Source organism: Streptomyces sp. NPDC026538, from assembly GCF_055567535.1.
The window spans coordinates 554,635-574,583 of record NZ_JBVHQG010000002.1 but is presented as its reverse complement, the minus strand read 5'-3'; the positions used below and the strand labels follow the sequence as shown (position 1 = coordinate 574,583).

The window sequence follows — 19,949 nt, the reverse complement described above, 5'->3', positions numbered from 1 at the left end:
AGCTCCGGTGTTGGCGAGTTCCCCACGCGGACGTCCGGCGCCCGCTGTTCGTCGGTTCGTGCTCCTGCCGTGCGCGCTCATGATCGTGTTACGAGCTCTTAGAGAGGTAGCCGTGGAACAGTGATTCCTAATGCGGTCTGTCAAGCCGTGAGAGCACTGGGCGGGGTGAGCTCGTAGCACCGCCCGTCGCGTAGGAGTGCCCACAGGACGTTGACGCGGCGGCGGGCCAGGGCGAGGACGGCCTGGATGTGACGCTTGCCCTCGGCGCGTTTGCGGTCGTAGAACCTGCGCGACTCATCGCAGTGCCGGATGCTGAACAACGCCGAGATGTAGAAGACACGTTGGAGACGACGGTTGTAGCGCCGCGGGCGCCGCAGGTTGCCGCTGATCTTCCCGGAGTCGCGAGGCACTGGTGCGACGCCGCCGAAGCCGGCGAGGCGGTCGGCGGTGCCGAAGACCGTCATGTCGCCTCCGGTGGCTGCCAGGAACTCGGCGCCGAGGATGATGCCCAGACCTGGCATGCTGGTGATCACGTCGAAGGCGTGGTGGTCGCGAAACCGGGCCTCGATGTCCTTGTCGAGATCGGCGACCTGCTGGTTGAGGACAGTCACCTCCTTTGCCAGCGTGTGCACCAGCTCGGCGGCCAGCTTTTCGCCGGGCAGGATCGTGTGCTGCCGTTCCGCGGCCTGGACGGCGATCTCGGCGAGCCGGTCCGGGCGGACGACGTGGCGGTTGCGCAGCCAGGTCTCCAGCCGCTTGGCGCCGATTCGGCGGATGGCCGCCGGGGTCTGGTAGCCGGTCAGCAAGGTGAGCGGGCCGGTGTTGGTCAGGTCCAACGCCCGTTCCAGGCCAGGGAAGACGCTGGTGAGCTGGGCTCGTAGGCGGTTGACGGTGCGGGTGCGGTCGGCGACCAGGTCCATACGTCGGCCGGTGAGGAGCTTGAGGTCGGTGACGGTGTCGTCGTCGGCGCGTAAAAGGTGCAGGTCGCGTCGGACGCGGACCTGGTCGGCGATGACGGCGGCGTCCTTGGCGTCGGTTTTGCCCTCGCCTCGGTAGCTCTCGGAGGCGCGGTGGATGGCCCGGCCGGAGATGTAGTGCACCGGCTGGTCGTGGTTGAGCAGGATCGCGATGGCGAGGGCGGCTCCGCCGTCGGCAAGGTCGATGCCCCAGGTCACCTCGCCGCCCAAAGCCAGTACGTCGGCGAGGAGTTCGAGTAGTTCTGGCTCGTCGTTGGTAACACGTCGGGACAGCAGCCGACGGCCGCTCTCGTCTATGGCGACGCAGTGATGATGGACTTTGCCTGCGTCGATGCCGGCCCAGATCGTGGCCATGTGATGCCTCCGTGCGGTGTTGTGCTGGTGCCTCCCGACGGACGACCTCGCTGTCGATTCCCTACTCAGCGATCATTCGCAATTCCTAATTGGCAGCCGAGTCGTCGTGGGGCGCCGGGCGGCCAATCACTGAGAGCCACAAGCGGCAGAGCTTTTTCAACCACACCCGGTGCCCCTGGGTGGATGAACCATACGAAGGGCTCAACACGTCCCGCAGAACAACGTAGGGAAGGGCTCAACACGTCCCGCAGAACAACGTAGGGAGCGTTTTCAACGGGACCACTGATCGGGTGACGCCGGTCGGGTCGAGGTGAGGACCGCAACGCACGAGGCTCCCGTGCCGTTGGGGGAGGTGTTCGAAGTCTCAACCCACAGGCACAGGAGCCCTGTTGGTTCCGTATTCTGCCGCACTCGACCTCCCGCATACTCTCGTCGAGTGGGTCACGATGCTCATCGTCACCCGTGAGGGTGACCGCCGCTGCAAGCTCCCACCGCACCAGCGTGCCCTGGTCGGCCTGGTGTACCTGCGCCGGCACGACACCCTCGCCCAACTCGCGGCCGGGTTCGGCATCTCCGTCGGCACCGCTCACGCTTACACGACAGCCGTCGTCGACCTGCTCGCCGGCCGCCCACCCGGCCTGCTGCGCGCCTTGCGCGAGGCGGAACCGGACTACGTCCTGCTCGACGGCACCCTGGCGGAGTGCGACCGGGTCAGCGACAGCCGGGCCGATTTCTCCCACAAGCACCGCAGGCACGGGGTGAACGTGCAGGTGGTGACCGACCCGGTCGGGCAGCTGCTGTGGATCTCGCCTGCTCTGCCCAGCCGCGCCCATGATCTGACCGCGGCCCGCGCCCACCGGATCATCCGGATCTGCGAGCGCCAGGGCGTTCCCATCCTCGCCGACCGCGCCTACATGGGAGCTGGCCCATGGGTGACGACACCCCTCAGGCGCTCGCCGGGCCGTAACCTCACGCCGACCCAGCAAACCGTCAATCGCGCTCTGTCCGCGGCACGGGCACCGGTCGAGCGAGGCGTCGCACGCTTGAAGTCCTGGCGCATCTTCCGCCGATCCCGGTGCAGCCCGAATCGAATGTCGTCAATCTCCGCGGCCGTCCTCACTCTGGAGCGGCAGCGCTGAAAGACCTCAGTGTGCGGTCGACGAAGTGTGTGTGAACTCAGTCAATGATTGGCCTGATGGGCGTGGCTGAGCTACGGTGTCGGCATCCTGGGTCAGACCCGTCCGAACGTCGCCCTCCCGCTCGGAGAACCACATGCCAGACTCCAACGATGCGCCCGTCACCTTGGCGGGAATCGCGCGCATTGCGGGCGTTGGCCGAGCGGCGGTAAGCAACTGGCGACGGCGCCATGTCTCGTTCCCGATGCCGGTCGGCGGTACAGACACCAGCCCGCAGTTCTCCCTTGCGGAGGTCGAACGGTGGCTGTACGCCCACGGGAAGATCGAGCGGATCGGGTTGCGCGAGCGGCTGTGGCCGCACTATGAGGCCCTGGGGGATCGTGCGGTGATGGGCGCGGCGCTCGCCGAAGCCGGCTGCCGCCTGCTTGCCGGGACAGGCGCGGATCAGGCCGCACCCGAGCATTCCTTGCTTCCGGACGAGGCCGCTCGCGTGATGAACGAGACGGTCGACGTCGCACGATACGAAGGAGAGCGGGAGACATTCACCTTCCTGCTCACGCGCTGGCTTGACGCCCATGTACGGCAGGTCGGCACCACCCCAGCCCCATTGGCCCGACTGATGGCAGACGTTGCTCTAGCTGTCGTAGCGGAGGAGCGCCGGGGCGCGGATGGGCGGATCACCGTTCTCGACCCCGCCTGCGGTGTCGGCGGGCTGCTCCTGGCCGCCGGTGAGGGCATGGCGGAGCGAAGCGCCGACGCCGATCCCGGGACTACGACGCTCATCGGTACCGAACTCGACCCGGTACTTGCCGCGCTGGCGGAAGTGCGGCTGGGCTTCGCCGACGCGGAGGAGGGAAGTGGCGTTGTGAGGATCGAGGCAGGTGACTCGCTCCGCGCGGACCCAAACGACGGTGTCCGGGCCGACATCGTCCTGTGCAACCCCCCGTTCAACGCGCGCGACTGGGGTCATGAGGAACTGGCCACTGACCCCCGATGGGTCTACGGCCTGCCACCGAGGACCGAGCCTGAACTCGCCTGGATTGAACACGCGCTGGCGCGACTGGCGCCAGGCGGCGTGGCTGTACTCCTGCTGCCGCCGGCGGTGGCCTCCCGGCGCGCAGGTAGGCGCATCCGTGGAGCGCTACTGCGGACGGGTGCTCTGCAGGGAGTCGTCGCACTTCCGGCCGGGGCTGCCCAACCACACAGCGTCTCGCTCCAGTTGTGGATTCTCCGGATGCCCGTGTCCGAGGGCAGCGCTGCTTCCGGCGAACGCCTGTTTCTGCTCGACGCAGCCACATCGCATGGGGCGACGAGAGGAGCTCAAGGCATCGATTGGCCGCAGTTGACCAGCCGCGTACTCGATGCGGTACGTGCTTATGACTGGTCTGGAGAAAGGAAGGCAGGAGCAGGGAAGCAATTGCCTGAGGGGAGTGTCACCGTTCCCGTGGTGGACCTGCTCAATGAACAGACAGATCTCACGCCGGCCCGCCACGTACCGGAGACGGCCGTAGAGGCCCAGGCCAAGCTCCATGAGTCCTGGGTGCGCCTGGGTGGCCTGCTCGACGATCTGCGCGATCACTCCCAGTCTCTGGCGGCAATCGACCTGTCGGCGGGTAGTGAGGCGCTGTCCACGATCACGGTCTCGGACCTGCACCGTGCTCATGCTCTCAAGCTGCAACAGGGGCAGACTCTCCCCAGCGAACTACTGCACGGCGACGCGCTGCCAGACGGCGCAGTACCGGCCTTGAGCGTTCCCGACCTGGTCCTGGGAGGACAGCCGGGGGGCTGGCTCGCCCGGGCCGAGGCAGAGCGGGGCGCCAGTACGGGTTCGTTCACCGTGGCCGAGCCGGGGGATGTCGTCGTGGCGGGTGTCGAGAGGGCGTATCGCGTCTGGGTCCAAGAGGATACGCCCTTGGTGCTCGGACCCCAGCTTTACGCGCTGCGCCCGGACCCCGAAGTCCTCGACCCCTGGTTCCTCGCAGGCTGCCTGCGTGCGTCCGCGAACGCGCGGCAAGCGGGTTCCCACACCTCCAGCTCTGCCCGCATCGACGTACGCAAGCTACAGGTGCTCCAGCTCGCACTTGTTGAACAGCGGCCGTATGCGGCGGCCTTCAGAGAACTCCTGGCACTTGAGGAGTCGCTCCGCTCGGTCGCATCGGTGGGCGAGGCTCTCGTGCGGAGCCTCGGGGACGGGCTCGCAGCGGGAAAGCTCCACTCTTTGCGTCCGTGAGCAAGCCGCCGATCGCTTGCGGTACACCCGCCGGACCTCCCTGTACGTGACTTGCCCGCTGACCATGGATGTTGGCCCACAGGCGCTGGAGAACGATCACTGATGAGCTTGGACCGGAAAGGATCTCCGAAGACGCGAGAAGTACGCCACCGCCCAGGCACACTCACCCAACGACCTGTCCCAGCCAGCCAGAGCGCAACCTACTTACGCAAGATCGCCTAGATGCCGAAGCCCAGCTCCTCGAGCTCGATGCCGACCTCTCGGCATCGCTCAGCCAGCACTTGGGCGCGCGGGCCCCTGACGTGGGCCATCCGTTCGAGCACCATGGCCCGCGCCGCCGCGGCCGGAAGCAAGTCACCGAAGGGGATACGGCACTCCGCCGCACCCAGAGTGCCCTCCAGGTAGTCGGCCAGCTCATCCGGGCTCGCCTTGCCCTCAGCCCGCAGGGTCAGAGCCTCAAAGAGGGCGATCGCCTCCTTGCAGCGCCCGGCCACACGCATGCCATTCGCGGCCACGCGCAAGGCCGTCCGGACGCCGGGGTCGAAGGCGCCCCAATCCCGGCGGGCGGCGGGCAGCAGCTCCAGCAGCTTGTCTACCGCACTCGTCGGCTCACCGGATTCGACCTCCGCTTCCGCCTCGGTGGTGACCTCCTGAAACATCCGGCGGCTGAGGAACCCGGAACCGCGTCGCCTCCTGCCGGAACTGGACTCAGCCATCGGTGTCGCGGGCGCGATCGGCAGGTCGTATTCGTCGGGCAAGCGCAACGGACGCGTCGGGTCCGGCTCTAGCCGAGGGGACGGGGCAGCGTCACCCGGACGCGGCGCGTACTTCCGCAGCACCTCTGCGACCATGCGGGCGTCCGTCGGCCGGTCCTCCGGCTCCTTCGCCAGCAACTTCAGTACCAGCCTCTCGAGCTCTGCCGGGATGTGCCCGACATGACAGGTCGGCGGGATCGGCGCGGCATGCACATGTTGGTCCTTCAGCCCGTCACCGGAGAACGGCGGATGGCCGGTCAGCAGGTGGTAGAGGACGCAGCCCAGCGCATACAGGTCGGTCTTCGGGGTGATCTGGCGTTCCAGGATCTGCTCCGGGGCTTCGTACCCTCTGCTGCCGACGGTGGATCCGTGCTGGGTGTAGTCGGTGACGCCGGGCCAGAGCGGCTTGGCGATGCCGAAGTCGATGAGGACGACCACGCCGTTCTCGTCGATGATCAAGTTGTACGGCTTGAGGTCGCGGTGCACCACCGGCAGGTCATGGGCGCAGGTCAGTGCCTCGGCGATCTGAACCCCGATGGCCGCGCTGACCTCGATGGTGGGGGTGTACTGCTCCAAAAATCGGTGCAGGGGCTTGCCGGCGACGTAGCGCATGACGAGGTAGGGCTCGGCGTGGTGAGTGCCCTGGTCATAGAGCTGGGGAATGCTCCTGTTATGCAGCCGTCCCAGAAGGGTGCCCTCGCGCCGGAACCGGCCACGCATGCGCCGAAGTTCGTCGTGCGCCTCGTCTTCGTCGAGCGCGTCCAGGAGCTCGTTCTGTGTGCGCAGGCATTTGACGGCCACGAGCCTGTCGTCCCGCAGGTCCCTCGCCAGCCAGACCACGGCCATGCCGCCGCTGCCCAGGTGCTTGAGCAGTTTGTACCGGCTGCCCAGCACCGCGTCCTTCTTCATGCCGCCCCTTGCCTGTGAAGCGTCCCGCCTCTGGTACGCAGAAGAGGCGCGACGGTGGCGAGTTCCCGGTTCCACCAGACCGTTGCGTGGCGGAAGCGCCCAGTGTAAAGCGATCGAAGACTAAGTCGTGCATGGACTGAGTTCACAGCTGTTTTATGTCATGCTGGATCGGCCGGAACCCGGTGCGCCCGCTCGGTGGTGCCGTATCGGGCCGTCCTGTTCGAACTGCTTGGAGGAGACCGTGAGCAGTGGGCCGCGCCCTGCCGGGACCAGCGGTGACATCAGGCTGGTACGCACGAACCTCGCTGCGGCGCGCCTCGACCCCCGGGACTGCCCCACGAAGCGGGCCAGCGACGCCCGGCCGATGCTGATTGCAGATCCCCAATCCCCTCAATTTGCCGAAAAATTACAAGACTTCACACTCAAGGTCTTCATGGATGCGCTCGACCTGATTGAACACGAGCGCAAGGACCCGGAGTGGGTGATTGGGGAACTCCGGCGCACAAACGGGACCTTCGCGCTCTACCGGCGCCGTGAAGCGCACCCCCTGCTGATGTCCTGGTCAGCCGAGGCGATCCGTCGCTATCTGGCGGCCAGAGCCGCAGACCAGCACGCTCGCGAGGCCGCCGACCTGCCGCTCACGGTTCCGGTCCGTGACACCTGGGTGGTCGGCACGGACCAGGGCCCGGTCGACTCCCGGGGCGCGGACACCTATGAGATGACCGCTTGGGGACGCCGCTACGCGGCCCTCGACGGCTCCACGAGAGAACTGTGGCTGCTCACCTTCGGCACCGCCAAGGACGACCGACCCCAAGCGGAGAAGGCCGTAGCCGCATACGTGGTGGCGCGAGGGCGCCCCGCGGTCGCAGGATGGCGCAAGCGGCATACCCCGATCCCCTTCGGCGAACTTCCCCAGCACCGCGCCGCCCTGCCCGAGCGCGTCCGGGTCATCGAATTCGGCTGTGGAGACGGCAAGCGGAACGAGCTGCTCGACTGGAACAGACAAGAAGCACGTCAGCACTTCACGGCGGCGGGGTGGCCTTCGTTACTCCAGGCCATCGACGGTAGCGGGACCAGCCCCGGCACCGGCTGCATCGACTGCAAGGCACTGGCCGGCTGCCAGGCTCTCCCGCGCAGCCCGGAGATTCTGAGCATTACGCCGCCGAAGCGCCGACGTCCCCGCCGCAGCGTCTCGGTCACTGATCTGCGCGCCTATCGGGACTGTCCGGCGAAGTATCACGCGACCCGGCAGCTCAAGCTGCGCTCCTCGACGCCCGAGAGCCCAGAAGTCCGGCGCGGCCGTGTGGTCGATGCCATTTTGAACCAGCGGCACGCCGGTACGCCCTACCGAAGCTGCGAGACCTTTCCCGGCCCGGCGGACCCGGCGTCCTGGGGTGCCAGCGGTCTGCACCTGACCGGTCAAGAGGCACTCGACGGTGCCGCCATGCTCGAACAGCACAACTTCTACTGCCCCTTGGACGGCCTCGCCGCAGAAGAAGAGGTGCGAGTGCAGTACCAGGCGGTCTGCTACGACGCCGGACTCGGCCTTGTGCTGATAGCCACCCCCGATCTGCTCCACACCCGCCGCGGGGGCTGGATCTGGCGGGAGACCAAGACCGCGAGCAGATATCTCTATGAGGGCGAGCCGCTGCTGAAGCTCTACCCTCAGCTGGCGCTCGGCGTCCTGATGCTGGCCGCCGGCGTCCTGGGCGGAGACACGGCGCGCTCCCGGGTGGAGCTTGAACTGCTGCACACCGACGACGTGACCTTTGAGGAACTCGACCCCTCACACCCGGGGACCGTCGATGAAGCGCGAGAGGTGATCGCGCAACTCGCCCAGCCCTGGGCCCGGGACCAGGACTATCCGACCGCTCCAGGTCGGCACTGCGACGGCTGCGAAGCCCTCGAATGGTGCCGCGCGGGCATCGAACACCTCGCTCCGACAAGGCAGGATTCCTGATGGCCACCGTCTTTGACGCCCGAGCAGCCCAGCGCGGTGACTGGCTCGACTTCCCCGACGTGCGGCTCGTCCGCACGCTGGCCGGCGCCGTCATCCAGCTCGCCGACCTCGGCTCGCTCTCCTCCTTCAAACTGCCCTACCCGGCGGAAGCCCAGCGAGCGCTCGACCGGACCGTCCTGGCTTGCCTCCTCAGGGGCGTCGAGGAGATCCCGAAAAGCCTGCCGGAGCTGCTCTTTTGGTGCCACAGCCGCCCCCTGGAGGACTGGCCCTTAGACCTGCCGCCGGATGCTTTCGGACCGGACGACTACCTGGTGGATCCCGAGGCACGGGTTCCCACCCAGCTGTGCCACGAGTGGTGGATCAGAGGTAAGGATGCCGGCGCCGCGCAATTCGACCGGGAGGTCATTCACACGGCCATGCGCCTGTGCCGCAAGGCGTCATCACCCGAGTCCTACGTCGCCTTCCGCAGGCTCCTGGTCGAACGACCGGTACTGACCGGAGTGGAACGGTTCGAGACCGAGACCGACCTGTCCCTCGCCCCCGTACAAGAACTGCTGGACCAGTGCTACGCCCCGGTCCCGGCCTCCTACGAATCCCAGGGCGGCTACGTCACCTGCAGTCGCTGCCTGACCTTGCTCACGCCGCTCGCCGACGGCGCGTGGTGGTGCGAGAGAGACCGGTGCCGACGCCGGGGCGCACCGCCGCACGGACGGACCCTGACCGGAGCCGACGTGGCCGGACTGCTGCAACTTGTGCGACCGCTAAGGCAGTTCGTCACCGGACCGGGACGCGCCGAGGTCGAACTGGAAGCCCGACTGCGCACGCTGGGGCTCCAGGTCCAGCTCTGGCCCGGCTTCGACGCCTACGACTTGCGTGTGACCTTCCCCGACGGGCACATCTGGGCCATCGACGTCAAGGACTGGAAGCATCCCGGGCTGCTTGGCCGGTCCGCGAAACCCGTTCGCCCAGAGCCGCCCTACGACGAAGCGTGCTGGGTGGTTCCCCGCGAACAGGCCGAAGCCCACCGCGATTACCTCGGCACGTACCGCCGCAACCGCCCCGCCTCCGCCGCGGGCCTGCCCCTGCTCACCGACGACCGGCTCGTCGCCCTCGCGACAGCCCGCATCCGCGGGGCCGACGGCCCCCACCTGACGGATTCCGCACCGACGAACGGATCCCCGAGTGCGTAACAGCAGCGAGTGGTACCAGAAACTGGCCAAAGCCCTGGAGCCTGTCTGGCCCCAAGAACACCAGGACGTAAACCCCTCGTTGCTCTGCCAGGTAGAACTTGGCCTCTACCTCATGGAGAGTCTCGACCCGTCCGGCGACGCCCACGGTGTCTACACCCTCCTGGGCGGCTACCCCTTTGCCGCTGCCGCGGGCATCGCCACCACACCGGCACAGAGCGCCCGGCTGGATGTGGCACGCCACCTGCTGTGGAAGCTGCGTCGCCGCCGCATGTGGCACCAGTGCCTGGAGACGTACGTCCAGCTGCCCGAACGGCTCCGCGGCTACCGGCTGCCCGAGGGAGGAGGACCGGCGCGGCGCGTCGAACCCACCATCGCCGCGGACCGCTTCGACAGGTTCGAGCATGCGCTGTCCCGGCTTCCGGACTTCGACCAACGGCAACTGCCGCCTGCCCCGGCGGGCCAGGCCCGGTTCACCGAGCGGCACCGGCCCGCCTCCGTGACCATCCCCGAACAGCTGTGTTTCCCGCCGGCGACCGGCCACGACCTGAGCCGTGTCCCGCACACCGCAGGCCGTCCCCTGGAGGTCCCGCTGACCGAACTCGCCGAGACCGCAGGCTGGATGGAGGAAACCGAGACGGCCCGCGGGCTCACCTCCGGCCGTTGGGTGCGACGGCTGGAGGACCTGCAACTCGATGCCTTGTCTGCCGACGGGCAGCGCTTTGAGAAGACCACGGTTCTCCGCATAGACCGCCTGCTCCATCTGGTCGGCATGGTGGGCGCGGGCAAGAGCACTCTGATGCACCTCATTGCTGTCTGGGGCGCACGCAAAGGGCTCCGCATCACTCTGGTCGTCGGTGACGTCGCCGAACAGCTCACCGTGGTCGGCCAGTTACGCGACCTGGACCTGCAGGCCGCTCCCGTCATCGGCGGCACCACCCGCGAGCAGCATGCATCCCGGCTGCACCGCCGCCTTGCCGCGCGCGGCCAAGCCTCCCTCCTCCAGCACGATGATCCAGCCTTCGACGACCTGAGCTCGGTGTGCATCCTTGACGCACAGCGCGGACTGGAAGCAGCCGAACCCCTGCGCTACGTCGACGCCCCCTGCACCGAACTGCGCCCGGTCAAGAAGCCTGGTCCCACCGCTGTCGGGGAGATCCCGATGCCCGTGTACCGGCACGACCTGTCCGAGGCGCCCGCGGAAAGCGAGATGTCGCGGTCCGATCACGGCTGTCCGGTGTGGAGCGTCTGCCCTCGCCATGCCCCCGACCGGGAGCTGGTCGATGCCCTGATCTGGGTGGCCAACCCGGCCAGCCTCCTGCAGAGCGCTGTCCCCAACCATCTTAATGTCGAACGCCTCAGGCACCTTGAACTGGCCTGTCTGCGCAGCGACATCATCATCGTCGACGAGGCGGACCGCGTGCAGATGCAGCTCGACACCGCCTTCGCCCCGTCCGCGACGCTGATCGTGCGCGGCCCGGATTCCTGGCTCGACCGCCTCGGCATCCACAAGATCGATGAACTGGCCCGGCAAGGCCGTCTGCCCCTCTCGGCACGGGATGTCGAACGCTGGTCGGCCTCCCTGGACCTGGTCCACATCGCCGCCAACCGTCTCTACCGCCGACTGATCACCGACCACGACCTTCGCCGCTGGGCGGACATCGAGTACTTCAGCGCCTGGACGCTCCAGGAGAAACTCGTCAACGAGTGGTACCCCCGTCCGCGCGTCACCGGTCTCCTCCCTGACGAGACCTCCACCGACGCCGAGGTGTACGACTCCAACGACGAGGCCGACGGCGACGCACCCCTGCCGCGGACCCCAGACACCGAGCCCTGGGATATCCGGCGCAACGAAGTCACCAAGGCGTTCGACGCCTTCCGCGATGACCCGCTCGGCGATCGCGGCCCGCACAACGACCTCACCGACGCCCTGGTCCGCAGTGCCGGAGCTCTCCTGCACCACCTCGACCAGACAGCGACCAGCCAACGTGTCCGATCCGTGCTCGACACCCTGCTCACCGGGTCCCCGCTGCTGGACGGTTCGCTGCGCCAGGAGCCACCCGGCCCGGGGAAGCCCGCCCGGGATCCCGTGGATACCTGGGGGAGTGAGCCCTGGCTGGAACGAGAAGCCCGACGCCTTGAGTTCACCCTGGTACTGGCCGCCCTGCATCAGCGCCTCGAACGCGTCACCTTCCTGTGGCCGCAGGCCGAGGCGGCTCTGCATCTGGACACCGCCGACAACGAACTCTCCCGCAGACCGCCCCTCGACTACGCGCCGGTGGTGCCGGAAGCCCCGATGGGTAACGTCCTTGGATTCCAGTACCTGCCCGAAGATCCGGAGCGCGGCCCGGACGGCGACGAACACCGCAGCGGTACCCTGCGTTTCTTCCGCTGTGCCGGCGTCGGCCGCGAGCTCTTGCTTCACCTTCCCGCGCTGGGAGCCGACCCCGCAGCGGGCCGTCCCGGACCGCACGTCCTGCTCATGTCCGGCACCAGTTGGGCCGGGTCATCGACCCGCGCACACGTCATGGCGCCGGTCCAAGCGATCCTCAAACCCCACCAGGCCGCCGTCGACTCCATCCGGAAAACCCTGTTCACCACGCTGTTCCTCTACGACGGCGAAGGAACCCCACTCACCCTCTCCGGAGCCCGACTCGATACCCGTGAACGGGTCCTGGCCCAGATGGTCACCCAGCTCGGCAAACCGGTCCCGGGCAGCACCTCGCTCCTCGATCAGGAACTACGGCAGATCGAGGACGGAGAACGCCGACGTGCCCTCCTCCTGGTCGGCAGCTACCAGGACGCCAGGATCGCCGCCGACCTCCTGGAACGCATGCCGCGCTGGCGCGGAAAGGTCCGCGTCCTCGCCTCCGACAAGTCAGAGCTCGACCACGCCGGCCCCGGAGACACCGCCACGGGAGACTTCACCGGCGCCTCCGCCGTACGCCGCGGCGACCTCGCCGCCTTCGCCAAGGACGAAGACGCCGAAGTCCTGGTCGCTCCCCTGATGGCAATCGAGCGCGGCCACAACATCCTCAACCAGAGCCACAAAGCCGCCTTCGGGACCGTCCTCTTCCTCGCCCGTCCCCACCCGCGCCCCGACGACCTCTCGCTGGCCGTGTTCGCCATCAACGACTGGGTCACCAGGTTCGTGCGCAACCAGCCGGATGCCGAGGCGGGAACCTTCGGCAAACTTGTGGCCGACGCAGCGGACATGGACACCGCCGGGCTCGCCTTCCGCCTCGCCGCTCGCAAGGAGTGGCGCCGCCTGCTGTCCCGACGCTACATCTACTCCCAACTCAACGAAGCGGAGAAGACCTCCTTCGCCTGGGATCAGCTGGTCACCATCTGGCAGGTCATCGGCCGCCTGGTGCGCGGCGGAGTGCCCGCGCGGGTGGTGTTCGTCGACGCGGCCTTCGCCCCCGCACTCGCCGAGGCCGGGGCCCCGCCCGCCGCGGCGACCCGCAGCGGACGCCGACGCAACGACCGCGGCCTGCTCATCAAGCTCCGCGATGTCCTCGCGCCCTACTTCGACGACGAAACCACACCCGAATCGTTTGCCGACCCCGCCGACCCGGCCTTGGTCCGCACGCTTTACCACCCCCTCTACGACGCCCTGTGCGGCCTGAGCACCCGAACTGACCGCTGAGCCACAGCAAGGAGACAGCAAAGACCATGGCCGCCAAGTACCGCGACACCAGCCGAGCCGCCTACCTTTTGAAGTCCAACACCGCGCCCTGGACAGCCCGTTACCGGGCACTGCCCTTTGCGGAGCAGTGGCACGAGAGCGTTCTGGACCTTTGTAACCTAGGCCGTCCCCCCGAGGCCGAGCCCTACCGCTCTGCGCCCGTCGCCAGATTCAACGGAGTTCTGCAGAGCCTCGCCCCCGATCTGGTAGTCCGCGGCCGTCCCCGCGACCCGCAACAACTGGCCGAGGACTTCTGGCTCTACACCTCGTCCGACGCCCCCCACCCGCTTCCCGGCGACACCCTGGACCGGCTGAGCGGGGCCTGGCTTCAAGACCTCCGCCCTGAACCCGCACATCACCGGGTAGTCCTGGACACTCATACGGCGCTGCGCTCCTGCCCGCCGCAGTGGCAGGACGTCACCGTCGACCTCCTCGGCTGCCCCACGACCGACGGCGGAACCGCGGCTCCGCGCGACCGGCAATACCAACTCGCAACCGATGCCCTGGCCTGGCGCATCCTCGCCCTGGGGCCCTATGAACACAGCGCCGGCAGCCTGCACTTCCGGGCCGTGCCGCGAGGCCCGCGCCAGCAGGGAGCGGAACTCCTCTCACAGCCTCTCTCGCACGTGGTCAAGGGGCGCGAGTGGTGGTTCTCCATCGTGATCAACATTTCGCTACACACTGTCCCTTTCGACCCTCGACCCCGTCTCCACCTGCACACAGGGGTACGCCGCTGGGCAACTCGCCTCGACGCGAGGAAGCAGCGACTGCGGCTGCCGTATGGCCGCGATACCTCGGTCTACCTGTTGCCCGGCATCCCGTGGCTCCCCGGAGCACCCACCAGCGAGCGGTACGCCGTGGCCCGGCTGACTTGGGACCGCGGCATCGAGGGCTATGCCTGGAAGAACAACGGCCCCGCCCAGATCCTGGGCAGGCTGGCGCTCAACCGCCCCTTCCCCGACCCCGCCAGCCTGCTCGCCACACCCGAGGAGTGGATCGGCGACGGGGACGGCACCCGCGCCGCTGTCGTCCACAGCACACACATGGGTGCTCACGGCATCGGTGCCGGCCTAATGTCACACCAGCGTTCACAGATCGTTCAGTGGGCCGAACAGGCGCTGCCCGAGCAGCTACGCCGGGTCCCCTCCCTCAGCCGGGCGAGCGCCGGCAGCAGCGCCCCCGCCAATGCCCGGCCCAAGCCCAAGGCGGCGGAGAAGGAAGCGGAGGCGCAACGCGAAGCCCGCGCTCGCCGGACCGCACTCGCGGTGGCAGCCAGGATCAACCAGGGGCAGGACCCCGCCGAGGCGATCAAGGGGACGGGAGCCGGGTGTCTCGTCGAAGCCAGACTGCTGTGGCAGAGCCCGTCGTTCCGGGATGCAGCCATCGAGGCCCTCGCCGACGTCCTCGGGCTGGACGGCGACGGAAGACGCCCGGAGCCAGCCACTGCCGAGGACGCGTACGAGCGGGCCGTACCCGGAAGCCCAGTCACTCTCGAATGGAAAGCCCCGGAACTCACCCTTCGCCTCCGCTGTCTGCGCACCACCCAGGGAATCACCGACACCCTGGGCATCGACCCCGCAGCGCGGCCCAGGGGCAAAGCCCTGGAGGCCGGTATCAACGCCCGGCGGAAGACTGCCGCCGCATTCTTGGCCGACGACGGAGCTGACCCGCTCCACCCCAGCTTCGCCCTCGTGGAGATCGATCGCCGCCAGGACTTCGCCCACCGTCTGGATGACCCCAAGTACGCGCTCCGGCTGGGCTGCGCGGACGCGGGCGTCCTGACGCAATTCGCACTCGTCCCCAAGAAGGCCAAGGGCTACAACAGCGAGAAGAACCTCTCCCACCGGGTCCATTCGGGCTGGGAAGACGCTCTGCGCCAGTACGGCGTCCGTGTCCTGCCCGAACACACGCTCGGCGAAGCGATCCCCAAGGACCTGCGCTACGTCGCCACGTACATGGTCAAGCGGCGCAAGGACGGCCCCACCCGACTGCCCCGCCACACCCCGGTGGCCGTCATGGTCACACCGCTGGCACCGGGCAGCGGCCTGGCGGCCGTCACAGGCTGGGAGGAGCGGACGGGACGCTGGATTCCCTACCCCCAGTTCCTGCTCGGCCTGGTCAAGACAGCTGAAATCCCGGAGGTCAGCGAACCCACCGAGACCGAGACCGCGACGCACACGGACACCGAAGCCGCCTTCGTACCGCAGCAGCGTTCGAAGTACCGCGTCTGGCAGCAGAACATGGACGAACAGCGCAGGGCGACCGCCCGATACCTCCAGAAAATGGTCCGTTCTCTTCGCGGCCGGCCCACCGCCCTGCTGACCCATTCGCAGAACAGTCGGCTGCACTGGCCCTGGCTCCAGGACGGCCGAACCGAACGGGATCTGATCAAGACCGGGCATGCGCAACCGGTGGGACTCGACCCCGATCTCCGGTTGATTCGCGTACGTACGGCAGCAGGGCGGGAGACCCCGCAATGGTGGGGCAACGCCTCTCCCGGCGAGGTCAACGGCCTGCCCCAGGGGCTGTGGGTGGAGGACGAAGACACCGCACGCTCCTCCGGCCGGATCTTCTACAGCACCACACCCAAAGCGAGCACCTTCCGAGACTCCGCCGTCGAGGCCGACAAAATCGCGCCCCGGCCGCTGCGCCAGGGACCCAACAAGGGCAAACCCACCATCGATACACACATCCCGGCCTGGAACCCCGGGCTAGTGGAGATCGCAGTCCTGGGCTGCCACGCGGATGCCGGCGACTCACCCGAAGCACTCGCTCTGGCGGTGCACCAGCTGCGCCAAGCCCCCGACTACCTGGACGCACTCTCCCTCCCCCTGCCCCTGCACCTGGCGAGCCTCGCCCAGCACTACGTACTGCCGACGGTCGCCGAGGCAGAGTCGGGTGAGGCTGAGGAATCCTCCCTGGAGGAGCTGGCCACCACCGAGGCGGCGGGCAACGTCAATGGGCAGCGCGTAGCGGCGGCGCTGGGCGTTATCGAGGAAGGCACGGACACCGAGCCGGCAGACCTGGACCCGGAATACGCAGAGGATCCCGGCCTCGCGCAAGCACCGGAGGACGAACAGCTCGCCTTGTTCCCCTGAGGAGTGAGGGAGCGTTGGCACCCCCACCGGCGCTGCCCTTGTTCGGCGGGGCGCATCCCATGAACAGCGATCATGCTTCCCTGCGCCGGTGATGCACGGCCGCTTCCCTTCGAGGAGGCGCCGTCGGTATCGGCGGGCTCGATCTCCGATTTGAGGGCGGAAAGCCGGGGACCGGGCGCCGGCAACCGCCGTGACGCCGATGACTTCATGGGCAGCGGATCGGACGCGACACCGCTCTTGCTACGGCGGTGGCCTCCGCGCGGCGCCGTCGGTTGTCTCGCCGGGCCGCGTCCTGGAGCGCTGCCTCCGGGGCGGGGCCGGTGTAAGGCGCGTGCACGGGGCTGTCGGCGGGATGGAGTTGGTAGCGGCCGGCGGGGCTGCTCGCCTGAACGCCCCAGCGGCATCCGCCGGTGTAGCGAGGGCCCGGCGGGGCTTTCACACTGCGGATCACGGGTCGGGAGTGGGGGACTGATGGCAACACGACGACGACGGCGCCGGCGGTTGAGGAAGCGTACGCGTCGGCAACTGCAGGGCTGGGGCATCGTCGCGGCGGTGGTCGCCGCGGTGTGGCTGCCGGGGAACTGAACGGCGGTGTGGCCGGTCCTGGTGGCCGGGGTCGGCTGGGGGCTGTGGAGCGCGCACCAAGACGCGGTAGGCCAGGACCGAAAGTGGCGAGCGCAGGAGGTGTTGTTCTTCGGGTCGTACGGAGTGGCAGAGCGGTCGCGGGCGTCGATCGGAGAGAGCAGGGACGCCCGTATGAGGTGCGGAGTGCCAAGGTCCGATTCCCGCTGCTCTCACAAGGGTTGGCGATGTATCCGATGCTGGCGACGAGTCGTGGCAATCCGCAGGAAGGGCGGCGTACGGTGATCGAATGGTGGCGATACTGCGGTGCACCCCAGGCGAGGCCAAGTTCCTCGGCAGCCGGAAGCGGCAGGAGCAACTCGATGCCGGCTGGGAGTCGGTCGGAGAACGGGACGAGTGGAAGAGCAGACATGTCGTCCTGGTGGTGACCGGGCAGGAGAGCGGTCGACCGCGAGTCGAATACGTGGGGCAGGCTCGGTGCGGTCGCCCCGCCGGGACCTTCCGGCGTGTGGTCGAGGTGACTCAACTCCATCGAGTCGCGCCTCCGGTCCCGATGGAAGATTTGTCCGACCAGCTTCCGCTCCGACACAGGGATGCAGTCGACCGGACCGGCGTGCTGACGAAGCGGTCCGGCGAAGAGTTGCTGAACGCTCTTACCACGCTCCGCGCGGATCTGGCCGCGGTCATCGCCCAGTTACAGGAAAGGGTGGGGGGCGTCCGGATCCTCGGCAGAGTGCGGGAGCTGTTCCTGGAGCAGAGAGATGCCACCGGACTGGCACTTCAACTGGGCGGATTCGACCGGAGCGTCATTGATGAGGCGAAGTTCCCGGAAGAGGGCGGGGATCAGATCCCCGTCCTCGCCACCCTGCCGGGACATCCGGCGCACGAGGACCACCTCGTCGCTCACGATGCGCAACGCTTCTCTGACTGGATCGGAAGTGACGCGGAGCATCTCGCGAAGCGTGTATTCCACAAGGGCGACCAGCAACTGTTCATCGCCAACGTGAACCGCCTGCCGGCTGAGGACACGCTGGGGGTCGACCTGATCTATCACCATGTGAGCCGGGACAGCTTCATCCTTGTCCAGTACAAGAAGATGGTCCAGGTCGGAGCTGGGCGCAGCGAGTGGGGATATCGGCCGGACGGTGATCTTGACGACCAGCTCAAGCGCATGAGGCAGGTAGAAGAGGCGTGTATGCGGCTGGAACAGGATCCGCCGGCCGATTACCGCTTCGTTCACCAGCCATGTTGGATCAAGTTCTGCAAGTCCGAACAAGTGGCGCCGAAGGGAGATGCGCTGATCGGCGGGATGTACCTCACGCGCGAACACGTCGAGTGGCTGCGAGGGCGGCCCGGACTGGCCACCGGTCCGAAAGGGGGTGAGCTGTTCGGCTACCACACGGTGCCCCGGTATCTCGACAACACGACCTTCACCCAACTCGTGCAGGACGGCTGGATCGGAACCCGTGGCAGGGCCAGTGACATCATCCAGGCCCAGATCAAGGCCAGTCTCGACGGCTCACGCGCACTGGTCTTCGCCGGCCTCATCGGCGACGACACGACCCAGGCTGAGCGTACGCGGGAACGCAGGGGCGGTCTAACGGGCTGAGAGTGTGAGGGGTGGGGCCGACCGTGAACCGGTGGATCCGCCCTCACCACGGCAAGAAGCGGACTTGAGCTGCCGGTCCCGGGGAGAGCGGCGGGGTATTGGCGCGCCGCCGGCTCGGTCAGCACTCTTCGGTGGCCCGCTCGGTATGGAGAAGGCTGGCCATGTGGGGATGCGGTCACCGCGGCAGCGGAACTCGGCGGTCACGGTAGGCGGGTCCTGATCGCACGGCAGTTGGGGCACGCAATCATTGCGGCAGGTTTTGCCGCCTTGTGCGTGATCGTCAAGAGATGCGCAACGCTGCAGTGTATTGGCCGGCGGTGCGGTCATAGATGACCAGGTCGGGGTGAACGTTGGCATCGTGGACACGGCCGAGCGTCACCGCAGCCGAAACGGGCATAGCTGCCAGTACGTGCAGTCGTCGTAGGTTCTTGTGGTTGGCCTCCAGCTCGGAGAGCAGTTGCCGGAGCACCGAGGTGAACTCGTTGAGCGTGGGAACGGAATTGATTACATCGACGGACGGGGTGACGTCGTGCGGGTGAATCGTCCAGCGCGGAAGCAAGGCAAGCTGTTGGGGTAGCTCTTCTGCCTGGATCGATCCGGAGATGTTCAATATCAGCACTCCGTCAGAGGCGTCAGGGGCAGGAGAGATAGGCGGCTCGGTGACGAAGCGCACCATCCGGTCCGTCGTGTCGGGCCAGGACCAGGATTCCGTGCTGCGGTGCCGTTGGTAGATGGAGACGGTGAACGTGTCGTCCAAGCGGGAGCCGAAATAGGCAAGCAGTGGCAAGCGGGCGAAGGCGAAGGCACTCACGTGGTGCACCGAGTCCTCACGCAGCGCTTCCGCCAGCTTGTGTTCCAGGACCCGATCGATTTGCTGCTGGCACTGTTTCCAGTACGCTGGCCCGCCGGCCTTCTCACCGGGTATGCATCGTAGATCGATCTCGAAGCCGTCGCCGTGCAGGCTGAGGGGGAAGTCGGGGAATCGCTCTTCGGAGCGGATGACGGCCTCGGCGGCAGTGGGCTTGGTGAGTTCGACTTCCTGGCCGCGAACTTGTCCGATCAGCCGGATTACCACGGTGCCGGTTTCCGGGTTAAGAGCGGTCAGCCGCCGGATCCACTCCTCCCGATCGCGCTTGATGCGCCGGAGCCGTTCGACCGTCATGACGTCGAGAGAGCCCTTGCGGTCGATTTCGTTATGCTCGCCGCGGCACAGCAGCATGAGGTTGTCAGCCAGGTCGCGCTGGTCCTTCGGGAGGGGGTCCATGCCGCGCGGTGACTTCGGCGTTGCGTCCTGCCCCACGATGTGAGCGAGCTCTCCGAGGGTGAAGTCCTGATAGGTGAGTTTTCCCTCGAGAAGGTAGGTTCCGCAAAGTTCACATCGTCCGCCGGCGCGGACCCAGACCTTGAGCCGCTCGACGTCGGGGATGGACTTGCGTGCCACAGGTCGACTCCTCTTGGCGCAGG

General features: G+C 67.6%; 10 protein-coding genes. 7 read left to right on the top strand and 3 right to left on the bottom strand.

Annotated elements, in window-relative coordinates; genetic code table 11:
* Positions 1–140: 140 nt before the first annotated feature.
* Complete coding sequence (locus ACZ4N4_RS09500) at positions 141–1,331, bottom strand: IS110 family RNA-guided transposase (RefSeq protein WP_467586268.1); 1,191 nt, start codon at positions 1,329–1,331, stop codon at positions 141–143.
* A 389-nt stretch (positions 1,332–1,720) separates the two neighbouring features.
* Between ACZ4N4_RS09500 and ACZ4N4_RS09495 the strand changes: the two genes are divergently transcribed.
* Both ACZ4N4_RS09495 and ACZ4N4_RS09490 read left to right on the top strand, forming a co-directional pair.
* Complete coding sequence (locus ACZ4N4_RS09495) at positions 1,721–2,470, top strand: transposase (RefSeq protein WP_467586266.1); 750 nt, start codon at positions 1,721–1,723, stop codon at positions 2,468–2,470.
* Between the two features lie 133 nt (positions 2,471–2,603).
* A complete protein-coding gene (locus tag ACZ4N4_RS09490; protein ID WP_467586263.1) occupies positions 2,604–4,697 on the top strand; it encodes an N-6 DNA methylase in 2,094 nt (697 codons plus the stop codon).
* Positions 4,698–4,915: 218 nt separating this feature from the next.
* Here ACZ4N4_RS09490 and ACZ4N4_RS09485 read toward each other — a convergent pair whose 3' ends face one another.
* Entirely contained in the window at positions 4,916–6,361 is a 1,446-nt protein-coding gene (locus ACZ4N4_RS09485; protein WP_467586260.1) for a serine/threonine-protein kinase, read from the bottom strand.
* Between the two features lie 364 nt (positions 6,362–6,725).
* Between ACZ4N4_RS09485 and ACZ4N4_RS09480 the strand changes: the two genes are divergently transcribed.
* From ACZ4N4_RS09480 to ACZ4N4_RS09460, 5 genes are all read left to right on the top strand, one after another.
* Positions 6,726–8,321 carry a PD-(D/E)XK nuclease family protein gene (locus ACZ4N4_RS09480; protein WP_467586258.1) on the top strand — a complete coding sequence of 532 codons (1,596 nt, stop codon included), beginning with the start codon at positions 6,726–6,728 and terminating at the stop codon, positions 8,319–8,321.
* The gene (locus tag ACZ4N4_RS09475) at positions 8,321–9,511 is read left to right on the top strand and encodes a pPIWI_RE_Y domain-containing protein (RefSeq protein ID WP_467586255.1); all 1,191 of its coding nucleotides are present in this window, start codon (positions 8,321–8,323) and stop codon (positions 9,509–9,511) included. Before ACZ4N4_RS09480 ends, ACZ4N4_RS09475 begins: the two co-directional genes overlap by 1 nt.
* The gene (locus ACZ4N4_RS09470) at positions 9,504–13,157 is read left to right on the top strand and encodes a pPIWI_RE_Z domain-containing protein (RefSeq protein ID WP_467586252.1); all 3,654 of its coding nucleotides are present in this window, start codon (positions 9,504–9,506) and stop codon (positions 13,155–13,157) included. The genes ACZ4N4_RS09475 and ACZ4N4_RS09470 overlap by 8 nt, the downstream gene beginning before the upstream one ends.
* 26 nt (positions 13,158–13,183) lie before the next feature.
* Positions 13,184–16,294, top strand: a complete 3,111-nt coding sequence (locus ACZ4N4_RS09465; protein ID WP_467586249.1) for a pPIWI_RE module domain-containing protein — start codon at positions 13,184–13,186, stop codon at positions 16,292–16,294.
* A gap of 871 nt (positions 16,295–17,165) precedes the next feature.
* Complete coding sequence (locus ACZ4N4_RS09460) at positions 17,166–18,485, top strand: hypothetical protein (protein WP_467586246.1); 1,320 nt, start codon at positions 17,166–17,168, stop codon at positions 18,483–18,485.
* Positions 18,486–18,765: 280 nt separating this feature from the next.
* On the opposite strand, the gene ACZ4N4_RS09455 is transcribed toward ACZ4N4_RS09460, so the two are convergent.
* Entirely contained in the window at positions 18,766–19,926 is a 1,161-nt protein-coding gene (locus tag ACZ4N4_RS09455; protein ID WP_467586244.1) for an SAVED domain-containing protein, read from the bottom strand.
* Positions 19,927–19,949 lie beyond the last annotated feature (23 nt).